Annotated in this window: 20 protein-coding genes, 1 tRNA gene and 1 pseudogene; 14 read left to right on the plus strand and 8 right to left on the minus strand. The window is 66.7% G+C overall.

Going from position 1 to position 25,797, the window contains the following annotated elements; all coding sequences use genetic code 11:
- Positions 1-48: 48 nt before the first annotated feature.
- A tRNA-Leu gene (locus BJF87_RS25005) sits at positions 49-122 on the minus strand.
- A gap of 99 nt (positions 123-221) precedes the next feature.
- On the opposite strand from BJF87_RS25005, the gene BJF87_RS25010 reads away from it, so the two are divergent.
- Together BJF87_RS25010 and BJF87_RS25015 are read left to right on the plus strand one after the other, a co-directional pair.
- Positions 222-845 carry an ANTAR domain-containing response regulator gene (locus BJF87_RS25010; RefSeq protein WP_006360000.1) on the plus strand — a complete coding sequence of 208 codons (624 nt, stop codon included), beginning with the start codon at positions 222-224 and terminating at the stop codon, positions 843-845.
- A 168-nt stretch (positions 846-1,013) separates the two neighbouring features.
- A pseudogene (locus tag BJF87_RS25015) lies at positions 1,014-2,377 on the plus strand (ABC transporter substrate-binding protein).
- Positions 2,378-2,493: 116 nt separating this feature from the next.
- On the opposite strand, the gene BJF87_RS25020 reads toward BJF87_RS25015, so the two are convergent.
- The 4 genes from BJF87_RS25020 to BJF87_RS25035 are packed head-to-tail and all read right to left on the minus strand — an operon-like array spanning position 2,494 to position 6,843.
- Positions 2,494-3,309, minus strand: a complete 816-nt coding sequence (locus BJF87_RS25020) for an ABC transporter ATP-binding protein (protein ID WP_006359997.1) — start codon at positions 3,307-3,309, stop codon at positions 2,494-2,496.
- Positions 3,306-4,442: an ABC transporter ATP-binding protein gene (locus BJF87_RS25025; RefSeq protein WP_075864081.1), complete on the minus strand. Its 1,137-nt coding sequence runs from the start codon at positions 4,440-4,442 to the stop codon at positions 3,306-3,308. The genes BJF87_RS25020 and BJF87_RS25025 overlap by 4 nt, the downstream gene beginning before the upstream one ends.
- Positions 4,435-5,424: a branched-chain amino acid ABC transporter permease gene (locus tag BJF87_RS25030; RefSeq protein ID WP_005201095.1), complete on the minus strand. Its 990-nt coding sequence runs from the start codon at positions 5,422-5,424 to the stop codon at positions 4,435-4,437. The genes BJF87_RS25025 and BJF87_RS25030 overlap by 8 nt, the downstream gene beginning before the upstream one ends.
- Before the next feature lie 3 nt (positions 5,425-5,427).
- Positions 5,428-6,843 (minus strand): ABC transporter permease subunit, encoded by a 1,416-nt coding sequence (locus BJF87_RS25035; RefSeq protein ID WP_075864082.1) that lies wholly within the window; start codon positions 6,841-6,843, stop codon positions 5,428-5,430.
- Between the two features lie 222 nt (positions 6,844-7,065).
- On the opposite strand from BJF87_RS25035, the gene BJF87_RS25040 reads away from it, so the two are divergent.
- From BJF87_RS25040 to BJF87_RS25065, 6 genes are all read left to right on the plus strand, one after another.
- Positions 7,066-7,635, plus strand: coding sequence for a GNAT family N-acetyltransferase (locus tag BJF87_RS25040; RefSeq protein ID WP_006359994.1), 570 nt, complete (start codon positions 7,066-7,068; stop codon positions 7,633-7,635).
- 78 nt (positions 7,636-7,713) lie between these two features.
- Positions 7,714-10,461 carry a DNA polymerase I gene (gene polA / locus BJF87_RS25045; RefSeq protein ID WP_042376111.1) on the plus strand — a complete coding sequence of 916 codons (2,748 nt, stop codon included), beginning with the start codon at positions 7,714-7,716 and terminating at the stop codon, positions 10,459-10,461.
- Positions 10,461-11,549: an isocitrate/isopropylmalate dehydrogenase family protein gene (locus tag BJF87_RS25050; RefSeq protein WP_006359992.1), complete on the plus strand. Its 1,089-nt coding sequence runs from the start codon at positions 10,461-10,463 to the stop codon at positions 11,547-11,549. The genes polA and BJF87_RS25050 overlap by 1 nt, the downstream gene beginning before the upstream one ends.
- Before the next feature lie 108 nt (positions 11,550-11,657).
- A complete protein-coding gene (locus tag BJF87_RS25055; RefSeq protein ID WP_035755388.1) occupies positions 11,658-12,596 on the plus strand; it encodes an ABC transporter substrate-binding protein in 939 nt (312 codons plus the stop codon).
- Between the two features lies 1 nt (position 12,597).
- Positions 12,598-13,578 carry an amino acid ABC transporter permease gene (locus BJF87_RS25060; RefSeq protein ID WP_035755389.1) on the plus strand — a complete coding sequence of 327 codons (981 nt, stop codon included), beginning with the start codon at positions 12,598-12,600 and terminating at the stop codon, positions 13,576-13,578.
- The gene (locus BJF87_RS25065) at positions 13,575-14,348 is read left to right on the plus strand and encodes an amino acid ABC transporter ATP-binding protein (protein ID WP_006359824.1); all 774 of its coding nucleotides are present in this window, start codon (positions 13,575-13,577) and stop codon (positions 14,346-14,348) included. Before BJF87_RS25060 ends, BJF87_RS25065 begins: the two co-directional genes overlap by 4 nt.
- 19 nt (positions 14,349-14,367) lie before the next feature.
- On the opposite strand, the gene BJF87_RS25070 is transcribed toward BJF87_RS25065, so the two are convergent.
- The 3 genes from BJF87_RS25070 to BJF87_RS25080 all read right to left on the minus strand — a co-directional run bounded on the left by BJF87_RS25070 (position 14,368) and on the right by BJF87_RS25080 (position 17,050).
- Positions 14,368-15,234 (minus strand): class I SAM-dependent methyltransferase, encoded by an 867-nt coding sequence (locus tag BJF87_RS25070; RefSeq protein ID WP_035755391.1) that lies wholly within the window; start codon positions 15,232-15,234, stop codon positions 14,368-14,370.
- Between the two features lie 34 nt (positions 15,235-15,268).
- Positions 15,269-16,402, minus strand: coding sequence for a trans-aconitate 2-methyltransferase (locus BJF87_RS25075; RefSeq protein WP_042376106.1), 1,134 nt, complete (start codon positions 16,400-16,402; stop codon positions 15,269-15,271).
- A gap of 72 nt (positions 16,403-16,474) precedes the next feature.
- Positions 16,475-17,050, minus strand: a complete 576-nt coding sequence (locus BJF87_RS25080; RefSeq protein WP_042376104.1) for a 2'-5' RNA ligase family protein — start codon at positions 17,048-17,050, stop codon at positions 16,475-16,477.
- Positions 17,051-17,801: 751 nt separating this feature from the next.
- Between BJF87_RS25080 and BJF87_RS25090 the strand changes: the two genes are divergently transcribed.
- From BJF87_RS25090 to BJF87_RS25115, 6 genes are read left to right on the plus strand one after another with little or no spacing between them, the layout of a single operon-like run.
- On the plus strand, positions 17,802-18,581 hold the full coding sequence (locus tag BJF87_RS25090) for a glycosyltransferase family 2 protein (RefSeq protein WP_035752505.1): 780 nt from the start codon (positions 17,802-17,804) through the stop codon (positions 18,579-18,581).
- A complete protein-coding gene (locus BJF87_RS25095; protein ID WP_139319596.1) occupies positions 18,544-19,902 on the plus strand; it encodes a lipopolysaccharide biosynthesis protein in 1,359 nt (452 codons plus the stop codon). Before BJF87_RS25090 ends, BJF87_RS25095 begins: the two co-directional genes overlap by 38 nt.
- A 4-nt stretch (positions 19,903-19,906) precedes the next feature.
- On the plus strand, positions 19,907-21,652 hold the full coding sequence (locus BJF87_RS25100; RefSeq protein WP_075864085.1) for a glycosyltransferase family 2 protein: 1,746 nt from the start codon (positions 19,907-19,909) through the stop codon (positions 21,650-21,652).
- Entirely contained in the window at positions 21,649-23,406 is a 1,758-nt protein-coding gene (locus BJF87_RS25105; protein ID WP_051405870.1) for a hypothetical protein, read from the plus strand. The genes BJF87_RS25100 and BJF87_RS25105 overlap by 4 nt, the downstream gene beginning before the upstream one ends.
- Positions 23,407-23,415: 9 nt before the next feature.
- Positions 23,416-24,636: a hypothetical protein gene (locus BJF87_RS25110; protein WP_075864087.1), complete on the plus strand. Its 1,221-nt coding sequence runs from the start codon at positions 23,416-23,418 to the stop codon at positions 24,634-24,636.
- On the plus strand, positions 24,633-25,796 hold the full coding sequence (locus tag BJF87_RS25115) for a glycosyltransferase family 4 protein (RefSeq protein WP_075864088.1): 1,164 nt from the start codon (positions 24,633-24,635) through the stop codon (positions 25,794-25,796). The genes BJF87_RS25110 and BJF87_RS25115 overlap by 4 nt, the downstream gene beginning before the upstream one ends.
- Position 25,797 lies beyond the last annotated feature (1 nt).

Raw genomic sequence — 25,797 nt, forward strand, 5'->3', positions numbered from 1 at the left:
CGTGCGCACCGCCGCCGGGCGTCGGTCGCGCGGCCGGAGCTGCGCCGGTGCCCCCGGTGAGACTCGAACTCACACTGGACGGGTTTTGAATCCGTTGCCTCTGCCAATTGGGCTACGGGGGCCAGTGCGCGGGTTGCCCCGTGCAGGAGCCAACTCTAGATGATCGGCCGACCGGCCCGGCAACCGGTACTCTTCTGTTCGACTATGGCGTGGAGGAGGGGATGGTGACAGTGACCGACAGTGCGACCACGACAACTGGTGAGACGACGAAGACGCATCGTGTGCTGGTGGCCGAGGACGACTCGCTGATCCGTATGGATCTGATCGAGATGCTCCGCGAAGAGGGCTATGACGTCGTGGGGGAGGCTCCCAACGGTCAGGTCGCCGTCGAGCTCACGGAGTCCCTGAAACCCGACCTGGTCATCATGGACATCAAGATGCCCATCCGCGACGGCATCGACGCGGCGACGGAGATCGCGGAGAAGCGGCTGGCGCCGGTCGTCATGCTCACCGCGTTCAGCCAGCGGGACTTCATCGAGAAGGCGCGCGACGCCGGCGCGATGGCCTACCTGGTCAAACCGTTCACCAAGGCCGATCTGGTGCCGGCCATCGAGGTGGCCGTCAGTCGCTATCACGAGCTCAAACTGCTGGAGCGCGAGGTCGCGACGATGAACGAGCGGCTCGAGACCCGCAAGCTCGTCGAACGCGCCAAAGGTCTGCTCATGCAGAAACAGGGCCTTTCCGAGCCCGAGGCGTTCAAGTGGATTCAGCGTGCCGCGATGGACCGTCGGACAACGATGAAAGCCGTGGCCCAGGTCGTCGTGGAGACCCTCGGGACGAACTGACGAAGGACAGGTCGATTTGACGCAATGCGTCTGCGCGCAAGTCAGTTTCACTGTCTTTACGCAGGGGCAACAAGATCGCGCTAGCTTTTCCCCAGCGAGGCGCGGTTGGATGCGTCGATCTCGATGCACCGCTCTCGTGTGACAACTCCAATCGCAAGGAGAGCATTGATGTCCTTTCGTTCTTTGACGAGCGGGGCAGTGGTCATGACTGCGGCGGCAGCGCTCGTCGTCGCCGGCTGCAGCAGCTCTGACTCTGGTTCCGACGAAGGCTCCGGAGCTCGGCCAGCGCGGCCGTAGAGTCCACTCCCGCACCCCCCGGCATGGGCCTCGCGCAGAAGCTGGCCTGTAACCCGCCGAAGGCCACGCCGGGCCCCGAGAGCACCGCTCCGCTGAAGATCGGCACGCTGCTCCCCGAGACCGGCTCCCTCGCCTTCCTGGGGCCGCCCATGGTGGCCGGTGTCAACCTGGCCATCAAGGACATCAACGCCGCCGGCGGTGTGCTCGACAAGCCCGTCGAGCTGGTCACCGGTGACTCCGGCGACACCACCACCGACACCGCCAACGCCACCGTCGACCGCGAGCTCAGCGCCGGCACCCAGGTGATCATCGGTGCGGCGTCGTCGTCGGTGTCGCTGAAGGTCATCGACAAGATCGCCAACGCGGGCGCCGTCATGTTCTCGCCGGCCAACACCTCCGACGAGTTCACCTGCTACCAGGACAAGGGACAGTACTTCCGTACCGCTCCCGCCGATGTCCTGCAGGCCCAGGCACTCTCGCAGACGATGGCCGAGGACGGCGTTCAGCGTGTGTCCATCCTCGCCCTCAACGACCCGTACGGAACGGGCCTGGCCGACAACACCGTTCGCGACCTCGAGGCCGCCGGTGTGCCCGCCGACCAGATCCAGAAGATCATTTACGACCCGAATGCCCAGTCGTTCAACGCCGAGGTCGACCAGGTGAAGAACTTCAACCCGGACGGCGTTGCGCTCATCGGGTTCGAGGAGAGCGCCAAGATCCTCACCCGTATGCACGAGGTGGGCATCGGACCGAGCGACGGCAAGCTCGTCTACGGCGTCGACGGCAACATGGGTAACGCACTCGGCGAGTCGGTCGGTTCCGGCCTGCTCAAGGGTATGAAGGGCACGACTCCGCTCACCCAGACCAGCGGTGAGTTCCAGTCCGCGCTCAAGGATCTCGATCCGAAGCTGATCGATTTCAACTACTCGGGCGAGAGTTACGACGCCGCGGTGCTGAGTGCGCTCGCCGCGACCGCAGCCAAGTCGACCGACGGCCGCACGATCGCCGCCAACATCATCGGCGTCACCAACGGCGACGAGAACTGCGACTCGTACCAGGCGTGCCTGGATGCGCTGAAGAGCGGCAAGACGATCGCCTACGTCGGCAAGACCGGGAACCTGGCGTTCAACGCCGCCGGTGAGCCCAGCGTCGGCTCCTACGGCGTCCTCGAGTTCGACGGGGACAACAAGCTGCTGACCCCGACCCGCAAGTACGTGTCGGTGGCCGCGCAGTAGTCACACAAGACCAGAGACCCTCGGCTCACGAGCCGAGGGTCTCTGTGTGTCCGCGCACGAAATCCGTTGCCGCTCACCGTCCCCGCGTGAGCGGCAACGGATCCCGTGAGCGAAGCCTACGTCTTCTTCTCCGAGCTGCCCGCCAGCGTGCCCAGGTAGAGCTCGATGATCTTGGGATCCTTGGCGAGGTTGCTGCCGGTGTCGGTGTAGGCGTTGCGACCCTGGTCGAGAACGTAACCGCGGTCGCAGATCTGGAGGCAGCGGCGGGCGTTCTGCTCGACCATGATGATCGAGACGCCGGTTGCGTTGATCGCCTTGCAGCGGATGAACACCTCGTCCTGGAACATGGGGGACAGGCCTGCCGACGGCTCGTCGAGCAGCAAGACCGCCGGGTCCATCATCAGGGCCCGGCCCATCGCGACCATCTGCCGTTCGCCGCCGGACAGCGCGCCCGCCTTGATCTTCCGACGCTCCGACAGGAGCGGGAACAGCTCGGAGACGAACTCGAACCGCTTGGCGAACGTCTTCGGCCGCAGGTAGACGCCCATCTCGAGGTTCTCCTCGATCGTCAGCGCGGGGAACACATTCTGTGTCTGCGGGACGTATCCGACACCCTTGTCGACGAGGACGTGTGCCTTGGCCGAGGTGATGTCGTCGCCGCGCAGGGTGACCGAACCCTTACGGACCGGGATCAGCCCGAACAGGGTCTTGAGCAGCGTCGACTTGCCGGCGCCGTTCGGACCGATGATGCCCACGATCTCCCCGTCGTTCAGGAAGAAGTTGCACTCCTCGAGGATGTTGATCCCCGGCAGATAGCCGGCGGTGATGTCGTCGGCGCGCAGCAACGCATTCGTCGCGAGCTTGCGGTGCTCGTCGGGGGTGGCCGCGCGCTGTGCCGGTGTCAGCGACCCGCCGTCCGATCCCAGGCTCATCGCTCGGTCTCCTTCTTGTCCGTGTCGACGCCGGCCGAATCGGCGGGCGGCAACTCGACCGGCTCGGAGAGGTCGCCGCCTTCTTCGAGGGTGGCCTCGATGGCTGCCTCGACCTGCTCGGCGAGCACCGCGGTCGCACCGACGGGCTGACCCTGGTCGTCGAACTCCAGTGCCTGGTCGTGGTGACCGCCGAGATAGGCGTCGACGACGGCCTCGTTGTCGACCAGGCGATCCGGCAGGGATTCGGCGATGATCTGGCCCTGGGCCATCACCACCACCCAGTCACTGATGTCGCGGATGACGTCCATGTCGTGTTCGACGAAGACCACCGTCACGCCCTCGTCGCGCAGCGACTTGATGTGTTCGAGCAAGCTCTGCGTGAGGGCCGGGTTCACACCGGCCATCGGCTCGTCGAGCATCACGATCTCGGGATCGGTCATCAGCGCGCGTGCCATTTCCAGCAACTTGCGCTGCCCACCCGAGAGCGAGCCCGCGAAGTCGTTCGCCTTGGCGTCGAGCTTGAACCGCCGCAGCAGTTCGTGTGCGCGCTCGGTGATCTCGGCTTCCTGTTTGCGCCAGGTCCACGGGGCGAGGGCGGCGAGGAAGTGTTCGCCGCGCTGGCCGGTGGCACCGAGCTTGACGTTGTCGAGCACCGACATCTTCGACAGCGCCTTGGTCAGCTGGAAGGTGCGCACCATGCCGCGGCGTGCGACCTGGTGCGGGACCATCCGGCCGAGGGATTCGCCGTTGAGCGACCACGTACCCGAATCCGGTTTGTCGAAACCGGTGATCAGGTTGAAGAACGTGGTCTTGCCGGCACCGTTGGGTCCGATGAGGCCGGTGATCGCGCCGCGTTGCACCTCGAGGTGGTCGACCTGGACCGCCTTGATGCCGCCGAAGGTGCGGGAGATGTTGTCCACCACGATGATCGGGTCAGGCTTTGCCGATCCCGGTTCGGGTGACACCTCCGCGAACAGTCGCGAGCGCTCGGGCGCCGACAGGGTCGTCAGATCGCGGCGCGTCGCCCGCGTACCGGCGATGTCGGGACCGGTCTCGTCGACGACGATCCCGGTGTCGCCCACCGGCGTCGAGGGCTCGTCGTCGTGTGCCGAATGGCGTCCGTCATCAGGCATCGAGCTGCACCTCCCTCTTGTTGCCGAGGAGTCCCTGTGGTCGGAACACCATCATCAGGATGATCGCCAGACCCAGCAGCACGTAGCGGATCGCGCCGACCTGCTGCGCCGAGAGGTCCAGCATCGGGTTGTCGCCGGACGTGGCCTGGCGCAACAGCGCGTCGGGGATGGCCAGCAGGAACCAGAACAGCATCGCGCCGAGGACCGGTCCGAACACCGTCGCCGCACCGCCGAGAATGAGTGCGCCGTAGGCGAAGAAGGTCTGGGCGGTGGAGTAGAAGTCCGGGTTGATCGACTGCGTCGCGAGTGCGTTGAACACGCCTGCGAGGCCGCCGATACAGCCACCGAGGATGAGTGCCTGCATCTTGAAGGAATAGGCGTTCTTGCCGAGCGATCGGGCGGCGTCCTCGTCCTCGCGCACCGCCTTCAGCACGCGACCCCAGGGGGAGTGGACGAGCAGGTAGACCATGAGGCACAGGAGCAGGACGACGGACCAGCCCACCACCATCGACCACAGGTCGCCGCCGAGGAACTTGACCCCGAAGAACGAGTACTGCTTGCCGTTGTCGAACGGGCTGATCGAGAAAAAACCGCTCGCGTAGCCGTAGATCCCGTTGGTGGAGTGGGTGAAATCGTCCGACGACGTCGACCGGAACACCAGTCGGAGGATCTCCGACGCGGCGATGGTGACGATCGCCAGATAGTCCGCTCGCAGACGAAGTGTCGGGATGCCGAGGACCACCGCGAGCATGCCGGCTGCGGCGATACCCACGATGGCGCCGAGCCAGAGCGGCTGGTCGTAGTTGACGGCCATGATGCCCACGCCGTATCCGCCGAGGAGGGCGAAGGCGATCTGGCCGAAGTTGAGCAGCCCGGCATAGCCGAAGTGCAGGTTGAGGCCGATGGCCAGTAGGGCGTAGAAGATCGCCGACGGGCCGATGAGCTGTGCGAACGCAATCTGTAGCGCTGAGATGATGTCCATGGGTCAGCCGATCCTCGCTCGCGATCCGAGAATGCCCTGGGGCCGGATGGTCAGGATGATGATCAGGATCAACAGGCCGCCGATGTACTTCAGGTCGGGGCTGAGGATGTAGGTCGACAGCTGGACGAGCAATCCGACGATGAGGCAGCCGAGGAGGGCGCCGTAGGCGGTGCCGAGTCCGCCGAGCGTGATGCCCGCGAACATCAGCAGCAGGAGCTTGAATCCCATCTCCCATTGCACCCGGCCGCCGAGTTCGGAGAGCGCGAACATCACGCCGCCGAGTGTCGCCAGGCCGCCGGCGAGCGCCCACACGAACAGGATGACGCGGTCGACGTCGATCCCTGACGACTCGGCGAGGTCCCTGTTGTCGGCGACGGCACGCATGGCCTTGCCGATCCTGGTCCGCTGCAACAACAGAGCGACGCCGAGGAGCACCACGACACAGATGACGATGCAGGCCAGATTCACCGGCGTGATCGCGAACGGACCCGAGCCGATCTGCGTCTGTGCCTGGTAGTCGTTGAACGGTTCGGCCCGGTCGGAGAAGAAGATCAGGATCAGATACCGAATCACCAGGGCGAGGCCGATCGACACGACGAGCATGGCGATCAGCCCGGTTCGTCGCCGTCTCAGCGGTCTCCAGAGACCGAGCTCGTTCAGGATGCCGATGCCGACGCCGACGATGACCGCGAGGATCGTCGCCGGTATCAGCTGTAGCCCGACCTTCACGTTGAACACCCACGCGACCACCGCTCCCAGGGTCACCAGCTCGCCGTGCGAGAAGTTGGTGAGGCCGGTCGTCCCGAAGATCAGGCTGAGGCCGACGCCGGTGATGGCGATGATGAGACCGAAACGGATGCCGTCGATGGCCAGACGGGTGAGTTCGGCGACCGCCGAGACCTCCGTACCGGTCCGCACCTCACCGAACGAGAAGATGACCGGCCGCGCCGTTCCGCCACTGACATCGACCGGTAGCTCGGGCTTCTGGACCTCCACATCGTCTGGGAGAGAGTCGGTGTCGACGACGACGGTGTACCTCCCGGGCGGCACCATGATCGACCAGGCTCCGGTCGCCGACGACGTGGCCGTCCCGACGACGGTGCCTGACGCGTCCTTCGCCTCGAGTTTCACCCCCTCGACCTTCTCGGCGCCGTTCCGCAGGACACCGAACACCCGCACCTCGTCGGGGGCGGCGTCGGCGGACGGGGTCCCGAAGAGCCCGCACAGCATCGACGCCGCGACGAACAGCAGGACGGCCAGCGCGGTGCGCCGCGTCGACGCCGATGGGCGCCGACGGGATGGCGGGCGGCAGGACGGTGATCGGGTCTGGCGGGCGGGCCGACACTCGGGGCGATGCGCGTGAGTCCGTTCGGTGTGGTCGTCGGGCACGAGTGCGGCCTGCCGGTCAGGCTCTGTCATCGAGGGTGGTACCTCCCTTGCGGACCTGTACGCCAGTGACATCCATCGGCCATGACCTGGCCGATCACTGCGCGGCCGGTCACCCTGCGGGACATTAGCCGCAGCTTCGTCGCCACGTGACGACAACGACGTTTCCCGGAAGTTACATCTGCGGCGACGCAGGGTGGGCTCGATCGATGCGATGTGGTGCTGGCGTACCCATCAGGGCCGTACCCTGGTCGGATGCTGCCGGTGACCATCACACAGACCAGAGACGTCGAACTCGCGAGTGCGCTGCTCGCGCAGGCGTTCGCCGACGACCCGGTGACGCTGTGGATGGACCCGGACACCGCTCGTCACCGCGCGGTGTTCCGGACTCTGCTCGTCCACATCCACGGGAAGGGATCGACGATCGATCTCGCGATGCGCGACGGGCAGCCGGTCGGCGCGGCCGCCTGGGATCCGCCCGGGCACAAGATCTCGACGAGGGCACAGCTGGTGTCGTCCTGGGAGTTCCTTCGGACTCTCGGGCCCCGGATCGGCCGCGGGATCAAGCTGGAGGCCGAGTTCGCCAAGCATCGTCCGAAAGAGCCGCATTGGTATCTGGGACAGATCGGCGCCCCGGTCAAGGGGGCCGGCGTCGGCACGGCGCTGTTGCAGCACCGGCTCGAGCAGATCGACGGACCGGCCTACCTCGAGAGCTCGAACGCTCTCAATGTCCCGCTGTACGAGCGGTTCGGTTTCCAGGTCACCGCGGAATTCGAACTTCCGCTCGACGGCCCCAGGGTCTGGGCCATGTACCGGCCGATGTGACCCCTGACCGTCCACCCGTCCGACCGCCCCGGGCGGGGCGGGTCCGGGTGTCGGGACGGATCACTAGACTCAGCGACTGTGAGTCCAGCGCAGAGTTCCCCGGCAGCTACCCGTACCGGCAGCAAGGGCAAGACCAAGCAACCGGTCCTCATGCTCCTCGACGGGCATTCCCTGGCATATCGGGCGTTCTTCGCGCTCCCGGCCGAGAACTTCAAGACGGCCACCGGACAGACCACCAACGCGGTCTACGGCTTCACCTCGATGCTGATCAATCTGCTGCGCGACGAGGAACCCACCCACATCGCCGCCGCCTTCGACGTCTCGCGGAAGACGTTCCGCTCGGAGATGTTCCCGGAGTACAAGGCGCAGCGCTCCAAGTCGCCCGACGAGTTCAACGGGCAGGTCGACCTCACCAAGGAGGTCCTCGACGCGCTGGGTGTCACGGTCATGGCGATCGAGGGCTTCGAGGCCGACGACATCATCGCGACCCTCGCGACCCAGGCGCGCGAACAGGACTTCAAGGTCCTGATCGTCACCGGCGACCGCGACTCGCTGCAGCTGGTCGACCCGTCGACCACCGTGCTCTACCCGCGCAAGGGTGTCTCCGACCTCACCCGCTTCACCCCCGAAGAGGTTGAGAAGAAGTACGGTCTGACCCCCGCCCAGTACCCCGACTACGCCGCCCTGCGCGGCGACCCCAGCGACAATCTCCCAGGCATTCCGGGTGTGGGGGAGAAGACCGCGTCGAAGTGGATTCGCGAGTACGGATCGCTGGCCTCGCTCGTCGATCACGTCGACGAGGTGAAGGGCAAGGTCGGCGATGCGCTGCGCGCCAATCTCGCCTCGGTGCAGACCAACCGTCAGCTCACCGAACTCATCCGCGACATGCAGCTGCCCGCGGGCCCCGAAGATCTCGCGATGGTCGGCTGGGATCGCGACCGCATCCACCAGCTCTTCGACGACCTCGAGTTCCGCGTCCTGCGCGACCGCCTGTTCTCCACCCTCAGCTCGGTCGAGCCCGAGGCCGAGGCGGGCTTCGATCTCGACGGCTCGGTCCTCGGCGCCGGCGAGGTCGCGGGATGGCTCACCGAACACGCCCGTACGGGCCGGACCGGTCTCGCGGTGACCGCGCCGCACGTCGTCGTGGGCTCCGACCCGACCGGACTGGCGATCGCGGCCGCCGACGGTTCGTCGGCGTATGTCGACGTGACCACCCTGACGCCGGAAGACGATGCGGCCCTGGCCAACTGGCTCGCCGACCCGCAGGCGCTCAAGGCTGTGCACGAGGCCAAGTGGGCGGTACACGCGCTGCGTTCGCGCGGGTGGAAGCTCGACGGCGTCACCAGCGACACCTCGCTGGCCGCGTACCTCGTCCGCCCCGGGCAGCGGACCTTCAATCTCGACGACCTCGCCCTGCGGTACCTGCGCCGTGAGCTACGCGCCGACACCGGGGCGGGCGACGGCCAGATGTCGCTGCTCGACGACGACACCGAGGGCAAGGTCGCCGAACAGCACATGCTCGAGGCGCGTGCAGTGCAGGAGCTCGCCGACACCCTCGACACCGAACTCGACCGCATCGACTCCAAGCCGCTGCTGACCGAGATGGAGTTGCCGCTGTCGTTCGTCCTCGCCGACCTCGAGGCCGCCGGCATAGCTGTCGACGTCGATCACTTCAATGCGCTGGCACTGATGTTCAACGACCGGATCCGAGCGGCCGCCGAGTCGGCCTACGAGGTCATCGGTGAACAGATCAACCTCGGTTCGCCGAAGCAGCTGCAGACCGTGCTCTTCGACAAGCTCGACATGCCGAAGACCAAGAAGACCAAGACCGGCTACACCACCGACGCAGACGCGCTGCAGTCGTTGTACGAGAAGACCGAACATCCTTTCCTCGCACACCTTCTCGAGCATCGCGACGCCACGCGGTTGAAGGTCACCGTCGACGGTCTGCTGAAGTCGGTGGCCGACGACGGGCGCATCCACACGACGTTCAACCAGACCATCGCCGCGACCGGCCGCCTGTCGTCGACCGAACCGAACCTGCAGAACATCCCGGTCCGCACCGAGGCCGGCCGCGAGATCCGTCGCGGCTTCATCGTGGGCACGGATCAGGATTCGGGCGTGAACTACGACTGCCTGATGACCGCCGACTACAGCCAGATCGAGATGCGGATCATGGCCCATCTGTCGGAGGACGAAGGGCTGATCGAGGCCTTCAACACCGGGGAGGACCTGCACAACTTCGTCGGATCGCGCGCCTTCGGGGTGCCGATCGACGAGGTGACCACCGAGATGCGCCACCGCGTGAAGGCGATGTCGTACGGACTCGCCTACGGCCTCAGTGCCTTCGGGCTCGCGGCCCAGCTGAAGATCAGCCGTGAGGAGGCCAAGGACCAGATGGAGGCGTACTTCGCGCGGTTCGGCGGTGTGCGGGACTACCTGCACGACGTGGTCGCCGAAGCCCGGCGCAACGAGTACACGGCGACCCTGTTCGGCCGCCGGCGTTACCTGCCCGACCTGAACAGCGACAACTGGCAACGACGCCAGTCCGCGGAGCGGATGGCGCTCAACGCACCCATCCAGGGCACCGCCGCCGACATCATCAAGGTCGCGATGATCAACGTGCACAAGCGTTTCCTCGCCGAGAAGCTGACGTCGCGGGTGCTGCTGCAGGTCCACGACGAACTCGTGGTCGAGGTGGCCGCCGGCGAGCGCGACGCGGTCGAAGCCGCGGTGCGCGAGGAGATGGGCAACGCCATCACGCTGTCGGTCCCGCTCGAGGTGTCGGTCGGGTTCGGTCGGTCCTGGGACGACGCGGCCCACTGATGGTCTCCTCGCCCAGGCGGGTCGGCGTTCTCACCGGCGACGGCATCGGTCTGGAGGTCGTGCCCGCCGCCATCACGGTCGCCGACGCGGCTGCGGCGGCGGAGGACTTGCGGATCGACTGGGACGAACTCCCGTTCGGCGCCGCCGCCATCGCGTCCCACGGCGAACCGGTGCCGGACGCGACATTGTCGGCGCTCGACGATCTGGGACTCTGGATCGTCGGACCGCACGATTCCGCGTCGTATCCGCCCGAGCACAGCAGCCGCACCCCGGGCGCGGTTTTGCGCACCCGGTACGGGCTGTTCGCCAATCTCCGTCCCGCCAAGGCCTTTTCGGGGGTACCCGCCACCGCACCCGACATCGATGTGCTGATCGTCCGCGAGAACTCCGAGGGCCTGTACGCCGACCGCAACATGGCGGTCGGGAGCGGTGAGTTCATGCCGACTCCCGACGTCGCGCTGGCAGTGGGGCTCGTGACCCGCGCGGCCAGTGAGCGCATCGCGCGGGTCGCCTTCGAAGCCGCCCGCGACCGCGCGGTCTCGGGACGCCCGGCCCGGGTGACCATCGTGCACAAGGCGAACGTGCTGCGCCTGACGACCGGCCTGTTCCGCGACGCATGCCGGGAGGTCGGCGAGGAGTTCCCCGACGTGGAGGTCACCGAACAGCACGTCGACGCCATGGCGGCGCTGCTCGTCCGACGCCCCGCCGACTTCGACGTCGTCGTCACCGAAAACCTCTTCGGCGACATCCTGTCGGACCTCGCCGGGGAACTCGCCGGCTCGCTCGGCATCGCGGGTTCGGTGAACTGCTCGGCGACCCAGGTGATGGCGCAGGCAACTCATGGAGCAGCTCCCGACATCGCCGGGCGGGGCGTCGCGAACCCGGTCGCGATGATCGCGTCGGTGTCGATGGGGTTCCGGCGGTACGGGCTGATGACCGACGATCCGGCGCTCGTCGCGGCGGCCGACCGGATGGATTCCGCCGTCGCCGACACCCTCGCGGTCTCCATCGCGACCGCTGACCTGGGTGGGACGTCATCGACCAGCGAGTTCGCCGACGAGGTGGCGCGGCGAACCGTGGCTGCATGACGCGCGCGAAGACGTGCGTGAACATCCGGTAGCCAGCCGGCGAGGCGGGCGCAAACTACAGTGAGTTGGTCTGATCAGGTGATCTGTTCGTCATCGAAGGGATGTGTTGTGGAACGGGCCTCGACGCGGGTTGACCGACGCCGTGTCCGGTCGCGCGTGGCCCGGCTGCTCGGCGTGTTCCTTGCGCTCGCGGTCGTGCTCACCGGATGCGTGAACAACGAGGAACGGGAACGCGCCAACCAGGTGACCCCGATCAACGTGGACGTGGAGAAGGTCCCGGAGATCGCGGCACTCGTCCCGCCCGAGATCGCACGAACCGGACGCCTGGTGGTCGGAGTCAACGTGCCCTACCAGCCCAACGAGTTCAAGGGGCCGGACGGCAAGATCATCGGCTACGACGTCGACCTCATGAATGCGGTCGGCAAGGTCCTCGGCCTGACTCCGGTGTACAAGGAATCGCAGTTCGACACCATCATCCCGTCGGTGCAGGCCGGGACGTACAACGTCGGGATGTCGTCGTTCACCGACACCCTCGAACGCGAGAAGCAGGTCGACTTCGTGACCTATTACAGCGCCGGCGTGCAATGGGCGCAGGCCGCCGACTCCGACGAGGACATCGACCCGTCGAACGCCTGCGGTAAGCGGGTCGCGGTACAGACCACCACCTACGAGGACACCGACGAGATCCCGGCCAAGAGCGCGGAATGCGTCGCGAGGGGTCTCCCACCGATCGACAAGGTGAAGTTCGACAGCCAGGACGAGGCGGTCAACGCCCTGATCCTCGGCCGGGTCGAGGCGATGTCGGCCGACTCGCCGGTCACCGCGTACGCCATCAAACGCACCAACGGAAAGCTGAAGGCCGCCGGCGAATTGTTCGACTCGGCGCCGTACGGATGGGCGGTGCGCAAGGGCTCACCGCTGGGACCCGCGATGCAGAAGGCGGTCCAGTACCTGATGGACAACGGGCAGTACGAAGAGATCGCGGCCAACTGGGGCCTGCAGGAGGGCATGATCGATGTCTCCGTCATCAACGGGGCGGTGAGTTGAGATGACCTCACCGCAGACCGACACCACCACCACGGCCGGCGAGCCCGAACCGATCAAGGCAGTACCGCTCCGCAGACCGGGCCAGTGGATCGCCGCGGTCATCATCCTCGTGCTGGCGGGGCTCTTCGTCTACGGAGCCGCCACCAACAAGGCCTACGCGTGGGGCACCTACGCCGATTACCTGTTCGACCAGCGCGTGCTGTCCGGCGTCGGATACACCCTGGCGCTGACGGTGCTGGCGATGACCATCGCGATCGTCCTCGGCGTCGCGCTCGCCATCATGCGGCTCTCACCGAACCCGGTGTTGCGCGGCACCGCCTGGGTGTACCTGTGGATCTTCCGCGGGACGCCGGTCTACGTGCAGCTCGTTTTCTGGGGACTGTTCCCGGCGATCTACAAGCAGATCGACGTCGGCATTCCGTTCGTCCACCAGTTCGCGTCCTTCGACATCCAAACCCTCAATGCCGCATTCCTGTTCGCGGTCATCGGCCTCGGGCTCAACGAGGCCGCCTACATGGCCGAGATCGTGCGCGCAGGCGTGTCGTCGGTCGGTGAGGGTCAGTCCGAGGCGTCGATCGCTCTGGGCATGTCGTGGTCGCAGACCATGCGTCGCACCGTGCTGCCGCAGGCGATGCGGGTGATCATCCCGCCCACCGGCAACGAGCTGATCTCCATGCTCAAGACGACGAGTCTGGTGGCGGCGGTGCCGCTGACCCTCGATCTCTACGGTCGCGTGCGCGACATCTCGGGCGTCAACTTCGAACCGATCCCGCTGCTGCTCGTCGCCTCGACCTGGTACCTCGCCGTCACCAGCATCCTGATGGTCGGCCAGTACTACGTGGAGCGTCATTACTCGCGGGGCGCCACCAGGGCGTTGACCGCACGCCAGCTCAAGGCGATGGCCGACGGACAGACCGCCGCGGCCGACGACATCCCGGACGGACCGGGAGCCGGCCGCACGACCGGGGGAGAGAACGCATGAGTTCCGCCGAGACGCCGATGGTCCTCGCCGACCGGGTGTGCAAGAGCTTCGGATCGGTCCCGGTCCTCAAAGGGATCTCGCTCGAGGTCGCGCGAGGCGAGGTGACCTGCCTCATCGGCCCGTCCGGTTCGGGTAAGTCGACGTTCCTCCGGTGCGTCAACCACCTCGACGTGGTCAACGCCGGCCGCCTCTACGTCGACGGCGACCTCATCGGCTACCGCGAACGCAACGGCAAGCTCTACGAGATGAGTGCCAAAGACGCTGCGACGCAACGCCGTGACATCGGCATGGTGTTCCAGCACTTCAATCTGTTCCCGCACCGCACCGCTCTCGAGAACGTGATCGAGGCGCCCATCCAGGTGAAGAAGCAGCAGCGGGCCGCCGCCGTCGAACGTGCCGAGTACCTGCTCGAGCGGGTCGGCCTGTCCGACCGGGCCGATGCCTACCCGGCGCAGCTGTCCGGCGGTCAGCAGCAGCGCGTCGCCATCGCGCGCGCCCTCGCGATGGATCCGAAGCTCATGCTGTTCGACGAGCCGACGTCGGCACTCGATCCCGAACTCGTCGGCGACGTCCTCAAGGTGATGCGCGAACTCGCCGCATCCGGCATGACCATGATGGTCGTGACCCACGAGATGGGCTTCGCGCGCGAGGTCGCCGACCAGTTGGTCTTCATGGACGGTGGCGTCGTCGTGGAGAAGGGCGACCCACGCGAACTCCTCGCCAACCCGCAGGAGAAGCGGACACGGGAGTTCCTGTCGAAGTTGCTCTGAGAGCCGGGCGTACCCGCGGCTACTCGGGCTTGTGGCTGCAGAAGATCGCGGTGCCGGGGAAGTAGCGTCCGCGGAAAGGGCTCCACTGGCCCCACTCACGGTCGTGGTCGTCGGGCCACTCGGGTTCGATGATGTCGTCGAGGATGAACCCGGCGGCACGTAGCTCGCGGACCCGGTCGCCGATGGTGCGGTGGTGCTCGACGTAGGTGATCTGCCCGCTCGGGTCGGTCTCGGTGTACGGCGTTCGGTTGAAGTAGGGGATTCGTACGGTCAGGCCCTCGGGTCCCGGATCATCGAGGAACATCCAGCGCATCGGATGGTTGACCGCGAAAACCCAACGGCCGCCAGGCTTCAGGACACGAGAAACCTCGGCCATGACACCGGCGGAGTCCGCGACGAAGGGGATCGCGCCGAACGCCGAGCACACGGTGTCGAAGGACTCGTCGGCGAAGGGCAGGGTCTCCGCGGTCGCCTGGATCAGCGGCACGCGCACCTCGTCGGCCTCCATGGCGTCGAGACCGATCCCGAGCATGCGCCGGGACAGGTCGACACCGACGGCATGTGCACCGTGAGCAGCGAGCCAGCGGGCGCAGGGTGCTGAGCCGCAACCGATCTCGAGGATCGTGCGATCCTCGATCTCTCCGAGGAGTCCGGCCTCGGATTCGCGGACGCCCTCTGGGCACCAGACGAAGTCGCCGCCTCCGGTGTACGTGCCGAGGAAGGCGCCATGTTCGTCGTGGTAGTTCTCCGCGTCGTGGTCCCACCACCAGCGACTTGCTCGGTCACTCGTCGCGGAGTCCACGTCGCCCAGGACGCGTGGAGGCCGCACAGAGGGCTCCTGCTCGGTGGTCTCCGAGTTCTCGCGGTCGTCGTCCTTCGTGGGCATCTTGTGATGATATTGCCCGGGGTCGGCCGACTCTTCAGCCGGTGCGGAGCTCGTAGAACCGGAAGAAGGCGAAGTCCTCGATCGGCAGCACCTCGACGCTCCGGAAGCCGGCTTGCTCGGCGTAGGACCGCAGGGTGGCGGGTCGCATCACCGTGCCGGTGGCGACCGAGGGCGGCGAACTCATCGAGTCGGGCAGACACACGAACAGTGAGAACCCGTACATGAGTTTGTCGAGTTCGTCTGCCGGGCCGGAGAATTCGTCGGATACCGCTTCGTCCATGACGATCATCGGCGCCCCGGGTGCGAGGGCCTGCCGCGTCGCGGCGAGAACCTCGACGGGCCGGGGCATGTCGTGGAGGCATTCGAAGGCGAAGGCGGCGTCGAACGGTCCGTGTGCCACGGCCTCTTCTCCGCCGGCGAGATGGAACTGCACCCGGTCGCCGAGACCCTCGGCCTCGGCGTTGTCCCGCGCCATCTGCACCGATGCGGCGTCGACGTCGAGACCGACGAATGTCGCCTCCGGGTAGGCGTGGGCGAGGGCGATCGTCGAATGCCCGGCGCCGAAGCCGATGTCGGCGATCTTTGCGCCCGGTCGGGACAGTCGCTGATGGATATGGTCTATGGCGGCGAGAGCGGGTGCGAGATCGGCGTCGAACCACGGCTTGTTGAGTGCGGCCTGGCATTCGCGCGCGTCGGCCCCGAGCTGGTCCCAGCTGACGCCGCCGCCGGTGCGGTAGGCGTCGAGTAGTTCGGACAGCCGGCCGAACGAGGCGGCGAACATCCGGGGGAGCGCACCCAGATAAGAACGACTGGAGGTGTCGGTGAGGACCTCGGCGACGCCGGGTGAGATACCGAATGTCGTTGAATTGCTGGACAGATCGGCGTCGAGAATGCCGAACGCCGCCTGCATCTCGAGCCATTCCCGGGCGTACCGTGCATCGGTGGCCGTGCGGGAAGCCAGGTCGTCGGCGGTCAGCGGACCGTGATCGACGAGGCACCGGTACCAGCCCAGTCGCTCCCCGAGGTAAACGCTCATGGTCTCCGCGGTGGCCAGGGTGGAGTCGAGGAATCGTTCGGCGAACTCGTCGGCGCTCGGTGACGAGGAGGCGACGGTCGGGTTGTCCGTGCCGTGACCGGGTGGTGTGGTGCTGTCGGGTGTGATCGTCATGGTGGAACGATCTCAGCGTTGGTTCTCGGGCCGGTCACGGAGCGGTTTCGACTCGGGTTACATCCCTGCAGTTCAGCAGGCCCGACCGGCCACGACGTGCTCGGTGCCGGCGTCGGGATTCCAGCGTCGCAGCGCGGTGAAGGTGCAGATCCGGTCGGGTTCACCCAGTGGTTCGAGCGTGGCGAGTGCCTCGCCGACCTGCTGGTACGTGAAGCGGCGTCCCAGGGTGACGTGCGGGGTCCATCCGCCCGGGTCGACGTGTGCGAAGGTGCTCGGGTTCTCGGCGCCGTCCGCAGCGTCGTCGGGGTGCACTGTGTGACCGCGAACCGTACGTGCCACCTGGGCGTGGAGCGACAGCAACTCGGTGCTGGGGACGACGAGCAGTGCAAGGGTGTGGCGGGAGCCGTGACCGAACACGACGGGCGCCCCGATGATGCAATTCATCGGTAGGCGTTGGCCGGCGGGACCGAGGGCGGCGTCGGCGGCGGACGCGATGTGGCGCGCCGCCAACAGGGTGACGTGCGGACGATTGGTGGCTGATCGCACGCGCTGGGAGCTGGGGAGGCCGACGTCGGCGAGCGCTGACCAGCGGCGCCGCACCCAGGCGTCGGTGTCCTCGTCGGGTAACAACTCGATGGAATGTGCCACGGATGTAGTCAACCAGAGCACGCGTGCAGCACCTGCTGGTTCGGCCCACGATCGCCGACAGTCTCCAGCCGATCATCAACCTGGCCCGCTGGCTCGAATCCGCCGGCGACCGGGACGACGCCGTCGAATCGCTGCGGTCGTGGATCGAAGCGCGCCGCGGCACCCGCGTCACAGCGCGATCGAGTCGTGTTTCGTGCGCGTACCTCGGGGTATCGAGGGTGATCCGTTCGGACGAATAACACGTGTTATGCGGTGCCGGCAGGAAGACAAAACTCATCCGGATTCTTTCTGGCCGATTCGGTAATGGTTGCCGCGCAACCTATTTCGTGTCGATTATGCCGTTCCGGGTTTGTTTCGGAGACGCCGGTCAACGAATCGGAAAATCGTCGCGAATGTGACGTACCCCGGTCCGATTGGCGGGTCCGAAGGTTCTGTGCCACATTGATTTCGGAAGCGCACCGGGGGGACCTTTCATTTGGGGGGAAGTGTTCTGGCGTGACCACGATCTGTGTTTGTCGGCTGTTGAGACAGAGCGGCCGGACAATCTATTTTCCGTGCCTTGATTCGCCGATGGCGTCGAGTTGACTGCGGTGTTCCGGATCGTTTCTGGTCGAACATGAAAAGGCTTCGCCATGGGGGAAAAGAATCACCAGTTCAAGGAGAGGCCGGTAGAGCAGCTGCCGTCTCGGGAATCTGGGACCATCTGCCGCCGGTCAATCCGCGGCCGAGGGTGTCGGTGGTCGTGCCGGCGATGAACGAGGCGCGAAACCTGCCTCACGTCGCGGCGCGAATGCCACCAGACGTCGACGAGATCGTCTTCGTCGACGGCAGTTCAGTTGACGACACGGTTGCGGTCGGGCGCCGATTGTGGCCTGACGCCGTGCATCTCACCCAATCCCGGAAGGGAAAGGGAAATGCGCTGGCCTGTGGTTTCGAGGCGTGCACCGGCGACATCATCGTGATGATCGATGCCGACGGCAGCACGGACCCGCAGGAGATCACCCGCTACGTCGGCGCGTTGGTCGCCGGTGCGGACTTCGCCAAAGGATCGCGCTTCGTCGCCGGCGGCGGCAGTGCGGACATCACGCGTATACGCCGAGTCGGGAACCGGGGGTTGAACAGTGTGGTGAACACGCTGTTCTCCTGCGAGTTCACCGACCTCTGTTACGGATACAACGCCTTCTGGCGGACTTGTCTCGAGGTCATGCAGCTACCGCCCACGCGGGCGGCCACGCCCCAGTGGGGGGATGGGTTCGAGATCGAGACCCTCATCAATGTCCGTGTGGCAGTGAGTGGTCTGGAGATCACGGAAGTGCACAGCTTCGAGGCCAACCGTATCCACGGCGAGAGCAACCTCAACGCGGTGAGCGACGGGCTGCGCGTTCTGCGCACGATCGGTCAGGAGTTCACGCATCAGCGACGGGCGTCGAGGCGTCGACTGGCGGCTGTGCACGACGGATTGTCGGTGGTGCGCAGCGAGTTCGAGGACCGTGGTGACCCTGGCTGGGCGGCTTCCGGCCATGTCGGCTGAGCTCGACGCCGCAGTTCGGTCGGCCTCACGGTACGGGGCACGTCGAGTCGAGCGGGACGCGATCTACCTTGCCGGTGCGACAGTCGCCAATGCTGTTCTCGGAATGGGCTTCTGGACATTCGCCGCCCGGTTCGTGGAGCCGTCCCAGCTCGGGGTGATGACTGCTGTGCTCTCCGTCATCACAGCCGTGGGCTCGGTGATCTCGGCCGGGGTGGGTGACGCCTACACGGCGGTTCTGCCGGCCGTCGGGGACGACCGGCGCACGGTGTACCGGCGAGGCCAGCGATTGTCGGCCGGTCTGTCGTTCACCGCCGGAGGCGTCGCAGGCCTGGTGACGGTCTGCGTACTCCCTGAGGCCCGATTCCAGTTCGCGGTGGCACTGCTCGTCGCGGTCGGCGTGTTCGGCTGGACCGCATTGGGTTTGCAGAGCTCGACGCTGATCGCGATCGGGCGGGCGTCGTGGACCCCGGTAGCGAACGTGGCGGTCGGGATCGGCAAGATCGTGTTGCTGCCGGTCGCCGTGTTCACCGTCGCGTGGCAGAGCATCCCGCTGGCGGTCGTCGTCGCGGCGGTGGGTGTGGCTGTGGTCCTGCGACCCATGATCCGGCGGATCGTCGAGACCGGTGAGGGGTTGCCCGCACAGGGCGCGCTGTCCGGTGACCAGGCGATGGTTGAGTTTCATCGGGTGGTCACGAGGACCACCGCGCTGTCCGGACTCAATCTGGGGGTCCTGTCCCTCACTCCGTTCCTCGTCACACTGTTCGCGGGACCGGCCGAAGGCGCGCGTTTCGCACTCGTCTTCGCCATCGTCAGCACGCTCGACTTCATCGGGGCGTCGATGGCGGTGTCCCTGGTGGTACACGCCTCGGGTGAGCCCGAGTCGGCAGCCTCGATGGCGAAGAAGATCCTCCTCCGGTCGGGAGTGGTGACCGGCGTCGGCACGATCGGTCTGGTCGTGGTCGTACCCGGAGCGCTCCATCTCCTGAACCCGGCATATGGAGTGACGGAAACGCTTGTCGTCGTGCTCATCCTGTGTGCCGGATCGATCCTGCGCCTGCCCTACCTGGTTTGGGCGGCACTTCAGCAGGCGCGACGCAGGCTTCGCGCACCGTTGACCTTCTCCGGAGCCACGGCGATCCTGCTGTTCGCACTCATGCCCGGTCTCTGCGGATCGCTCGGCGCCGCCGGCGGTGCATGGGCGATCCTCCTCCACCAGGCAGCACTCACCTTCCTCGCCGGCGCGCTGACGCTCGTCACGCGCAGGAGGCGGACGTCAATCGAACAAGGCGAGGAGCTCGTTCCTCGTCGTCACGGGGAGTGATCGGATGATCGACAAAGGGTATGTGGACCGGCGTCCCGGACTCGAGCCGGTCCGGCGAATCCAGGACAGCGGAAAACTCTGGGGCGGTGCGATCTGGATCGGTCAGGTTGATCTGCATGAGCTCGATGAGCGACCGGGCATCGACGAACAGGGTGGTCACGACCCGGAGCGAGAGAGCAACGAGACCGACTCGCCGCGAATCGAATTGATCGGCGGCGACGATTTCCGCGAGTCCAGGTTCCTGGTGTGGTCGGAGGATAGGCCACTCGGATTGGTGCGACTCCCGGTGCAGAACGGCACGATCGACGGCGTCGCTCTTCGTGAGCAGGCACGCGGTCTACCCGAACCGCCGGTGTTGCCCGAGCGCAGGACCCGGCCCGGGGTGTCTGTGGTCATCTGCACCCGAGACCGTCCGGACCATCTCGCCCGACTCCTCGACAGCCTCGTCACCCTCGACTACCCGGACTTCGAGGTGCTCGTGGTGGACAACAATCCGGTGAGCGGGCTGACACCACCGGTCGTGGCGGCGGCCTGTCCGTCGATCCCTGTTCGGGTGGTGGACGCTGCCGGGCCGGGTCTCTCCATCGCGCGCAATGTCGGTCTCCGGTCTGCGAGATTCGAGCTCGTCGCGTTCACCGACGACGACGTCGTCCTCGATCCGAACTGGTTGTCGCGGATCGTCATCGGTTTCGAACGAGACGAGTCGGTGGCGTGCGTGTGCGGCATGGTCCCCTCGGTCGAGGTGATGACGCCGGCGCAGGCGTATTTCGACCGTCGTGTGGGGTGGGCGGAACGCTGGGAGCCAGCGCTGTACGGCGTGGCGCGGCCGGTGGCGGCCGATGACCTCTTTCCGTTGCGGGTGTCCGAGTTCGGGACGGGTGCGAACTTCGCCGTACGCAGAGACGTCGTCGTCGGACTCGGCGGTTTCGATGAGGCAGTGGGTGCCGGCTCGGCAGCAGGGGGCGGCGAGGACATCGACATCTTTGTCAGGCTCCTCCTGGCCGGCGGGTCCATCGCACGCGAACCCGCGGCGATCGTATGGCACAGCCACCGCGCGAGTGTCGCCGAGCTCGAGAAGCAGATGCACGACTACGGGGTCGGACTCGGTGCAGTGATCTTCAAACTGCTCGTCGACCCCTGCACAACGGTGCTGGTCACGAAGCGGCTGGTCGCCGGTATCCGTCACCTGCGCGCGACCACCCAGGTCGATCCAGGTCCGGCTGTCGTCGCGGAGCCAGAGCTGGCGGGTCTGCGTCGCCGGGAGCTCGTCGGGGTGGCGCGCGGACCGTGGCGACTCATCAGGGGTCGCCTCGCGGGGCGCGCGGGTGCACCGCTCCGGGCCACATCGAGGGGTCTGGCGGGTCTGCTCGATTTCCGTCGTGGCCAGATGTGGGGTGAGCCCGGGAACACCATTCTCGAGGGCCGACTCGCTGCCGTGTCCATGTGGCTCGGGCTCGTCGGGTTGCTCGGCGCGACGATGCTGCCCGGTGTACTGCAAGTGGTCGCGGTGATCGCGTTCGTCCTTCTGGGACCGGGAAGCCTGGTGATGTCGTTCGGCAGCATGCCGACTCACGCGCGGTTGTCGCTGGTTCCGGCGGTCGGGCTCGCGGTGTCCATCGTCGCCGTGACCGGACTGCTCATGGCCGGTTTCTGGAGTCCGGCCGTTGTCCTGGCGATCATCGGGATCGCCACCACCGCCGGAGGTCTCGGTCGCGGTGCCCATCTCGCATCCAGGGTGGCGCACGTATGACCTTGGTTCACGATGAGACGACGACGTCGGTGGAACCCCCGCATCCGCCCGCGGGGTGCGAGCCGGTCGCCCCCGCGAGATCGAAGCGGTGGCATCCGGTCGTGTCGTGGATGGTCGTGTCTCCGTGGGCGGTGCTGGCGTGCTGTCTCGTCTGCTTCGTTCTCGGCGTGCGCTCGATCGCGGGATCGTCGTTCAACGAGTACGGACTACTGGCCGGCGCGTCCCCGCTGTATCCGGCGTCGATCGTCCTGGCGGCAGTCGCCTTCGGTATCGCACTGCGCCAGGGGAATACCACCGCCACGGTCGGAGCGATCGTCGCGATGATCGTCTGCCAGCGGTTACCACGGGCGATCTCGACGGACGCGCCGATCTACTCCTGGACCTACAAACACCTCGGGGTCGTCGATCATATTCAGCAGAGCGGGTCGCTCGCCCATGGTGTGGATGTCTACAACGGGTGGCCGGCGCTCTTCGCGGTGACCGCATGGGTCGCCGACCTCACCGGCCTGAGCCCGATCGACATCGCGCACTGGTTCACGCCCGTCTATCACCTCTTTCTCGCGGGCATCGTGTACGCGGGGGCACGTGCGTGGCGACTCACCCGCGACGAAGGGCTCGCGGCCACGTTCTTGGTGGTGACACTGAATTGGGTCGAGCAGGACTACTTCGCGCCGCAGGCGATCGGGATGCTGCTGGCCGTCGCGATGCTCGTCCCGATCGGGCTCTCCCGCGACCGCGCGGTGGGGACGGCGCCGATCATGATCCTGTTCGGAGCGCTCGCGATCACTCACCAGCTCACCCCGTACTGGGTGCTGGGCGCGGCATGCCTGCTCGTGCTGGGGCGCATGCTCAAGCCGTGGTGGATCGCCCTGGTGATGGGCGCGATACTCGGTGGCGTACTCCTCTACAACGGCGACGTCCTGTCTGGTTACACCCTGTTCTCAGGGGACGTCGCGAACAATGCGGCCACTCGCGGTGGGGGGCACCACGGTATGGCCGGCCAGGTCTTCTCGAGCGCGGTCATGCGCGTGGTGACGATTGCCACCTGGGCCTCCACCGTGGCCGTCCTGATCTTGAGATGGCGACGTGGGCAACCAGTCCGGGCACTGGCTGTCATCGCGCTGAGTCCGATCCTGATCCTCGGCGGACAGAGTTACGGCGGTGAGGCAGTCTTCCGGGTCTTCCTCTATTCGCTGCCTGGTTGTGCGTTCGTCCTCGCCCCAGGGTTGCTCGCCGGTGTGCGTGCCGGTCGCATCCGGTTCGCCGGGACCTTCGCCGCACTCGGTGTCGCGACCGCTCTGGCGGCGCAGGCGGGGTCGGCGAACTGGTACACGAACCTGATCGGCCGGGACCAGGTCAGCTCAGCCGGAGAAGTGCTCGCGGGCAGTGTGTTTCCGGCCTACGTGACACCGCTCGTTCCCGGGTGGCCGGAACGACCCACGGGTGACTACGTACGTTTCGCCGAGTTCACCCACGCATTCGACAACGCATTGATGTTCCAGCCAGGTCTCGCGGGCAGGGCCTTCGATTCCGAATCCGACTACCGGGAGTTCATGGCGGTCATCACCGGGCGGAACAGACCGACGTTCGTCGTCCTGTCGGAACCGATGCGAGGGTTCGGCGCCTTCTTCGGATTGTTTCCCGCAGAGGCGATCGACAACCTGAACCGCCGGATGACGAGCGATCCCCGCTGGGAAGTCGTCGACGAGAAACCCGGTACGTGGGTCTTCCTGTACCGGAATGACACGAGATGAGGTGCCGTGATGTCTGAACCCCTTGCGCTGCAACGACGAGACCGACCCTGGGTGGGATCGGTACTCAGCCTCCTGCTCGGACCGGTGGACCTGCCACCGCTCGATGCCGTGCGTGCAGCACTGCGACGGGTGGCGACGGAGAACCCTCATGCCCGGCTCGGCTGGCGTCTGGACCGCGCGACCCTGCGCTGGATTCCCGGGGAGCCGACGGATGACATGGTCACCGAGGGGGAACCCTGGCCTATCGGGACCGACATCGGCGCAGTGGTCGACTCTTTGGTGGCACATGCAGATCCGGACCTGCCCATCCAGTTCGTCAGATTCCCGAGACACCTGGGCATGATCGTGCGGCACGCGCTCAGCGACGGCCGGAGCAACGGCGCCATCATCGAAGCTGTGGCCGCCGCCGCGTCCGCGGGCGAGTACGCGCCGGTGGCGTCCCACCCGTCCGGACGGGCGCCGATGCTGTCCGCCGCGTGGGCGACCTTCGGGCGGGGCCCTCAGCGTCTGCGAGCGGCGTTCGCCGACCGGCCGAAGCGGCCTGCACCGCCGGAGCCGGGCCTACCGGTGACGTGGTCGCCCTCGCGCAGGACGCTGTACGGAAGCCTCGACGGCGCTGTCCGCGACGAGACGGTCGCCCGGGTCAAGAAGTCGGCGGGCAAGGTCAGCAACTTCGCCGTCGTCGCCATCGCACTCATCCGGGCTCTGCAGGAGGCAGGCGTCAACGTGTCGCCGATCTCGAACGTCGTCGTGGACCTGCGAACCTACCTCGACGGGGAGTGGATCAACGGCAATTTCTTGGGAGCGCTGCCGATCCGGATCGATGAGGAGACCACCATCGCCGAGGTGTCCCGGCAGATCCGCTCCGGGATGCGAACGGCACGACCCCTCGCGGGGGCTCTACTGTCCTCCGCGCGCACAGGCGGACGACGGCGCCGTCCGGTGACGCCGACGGTCACCGACCCGGCGGCACCTGTCTCCGTCGCCTTCTCGGACGTCGGAATGCGCACGAACATCCCGTTCTCGCCCGGCGGGGAACATCTGTACGCGAGCAGTTCGGAACCGGACGGCCCGCACGGGCTGACGATCGTCGCGCTGCACACCCGCGAGGCCAGCCTCGTGTCGGCCTCGTTCCACGACAACGTCATCGACCCAGCACGTGTCGTTGCCGCCCTGAAAGCGTTCGCCCAGGACTTCGGCCGGCTCGTCGACGGGGACGGTTCGTCGTGATCAGGGTGCTCGCGGTCTCGCCGTCGAAGGATGCGATGGGGGCCGAGCAGAGTCTGCTGAACATCGCGCCGCTCCTGGCGACGGCCGAGGTGGATGTGACGTTGGCCGCCCCCGCGGGCGGTACATTCGAAAAGCGTTGGCGTGGGTTGGGATTGGCGTTCCGCGCTCTGGAGATCCCGGAGCGGCGAGGACTGCGTTCACCCGACGGGCGACGCATGCGTGGATCTGTCGAACTGATCTCGCTGGTATGGCGCACCGTGCGGTCCATCTCCCGCCTCATGCGCGTCGTGCGGGAGACGCGGGCGCAGGTGATCCACTCCAACCTGCTCATGACGCATCTCGACTGCGCAGTCACCGGTCGGCTGACGCGGACCGGAACCGTTCTCGAACTCCACGAGATAGTGGCTCCCGGCATCGGCCGGTGGGCGCTGGGGTTCGCAGTCCGTCTGTCCGACAGCACGATCGCCATCAGTGGCGCGTCGCGCGATCAGGTCCCGTCCTGGGTGCGTGACAAAGTGATCGTCATCCCGCAGTGCGTCGATGTCGGACGGTTCGAGACCGCCGCGCCCAGTGGGGAGTGGCGTGCCCGGCTGGCGGATTCCCCGGAATGCCCGATAGTTGCCGCGGTCGGTCGCGTCGACCCGGAGAAAGGTCTGCACGTGCTGGTCGACGCGGTGGCCAGGGTGCGGGAGAACGGTGTGCCGGCCCAACTCGCGGTTGTCGGGTCACCCGGGGTGGACGACGGCGGCTACCTGACCGAACTCGTGCGGGTCGGCACTCGGTTGCTCGGCGACGCACTGCGCATCGTGCCGCATGTCGACGACGTCGCCGGGGTCCTGGGGGCCGTCGACGTCCTCGCCTGCCCGTCCTTCGAGGAACCTTTCGGGATGATCCTGCTCGAGGCGCAGGTGTGTCAGGTTCCGGTCGTCGCCTGTAGATCCGGTGGTCCCGGCGAGTTCATCGTCGACGAGGAGACCGGCCTGCTCGTGGAACCCGGCGACGCCGACGGCCTGGCGCGCGCAGTGCAGAGGCTGCTCGGGGATGCGGGGCTTCGCGCGCGGATCGCCGAGGCCGGCGCGGAACGGGTCCGCGACGAGTTCGTCGCGCCGGTGCGTGCGGCCCGGGTGGCGTCCCACTATCACCGGCTCGCGGCGGTGTGAC

This window comes from Gordonia sp. CNJ-863, assembly GCF_001942325.1.
Lineage (GTDB): Bacteria > Actinomycetota > Actinomycetes > Mycobacteriales > Mycobacteriaceae > Gordonia > Gordonia alkanivorans.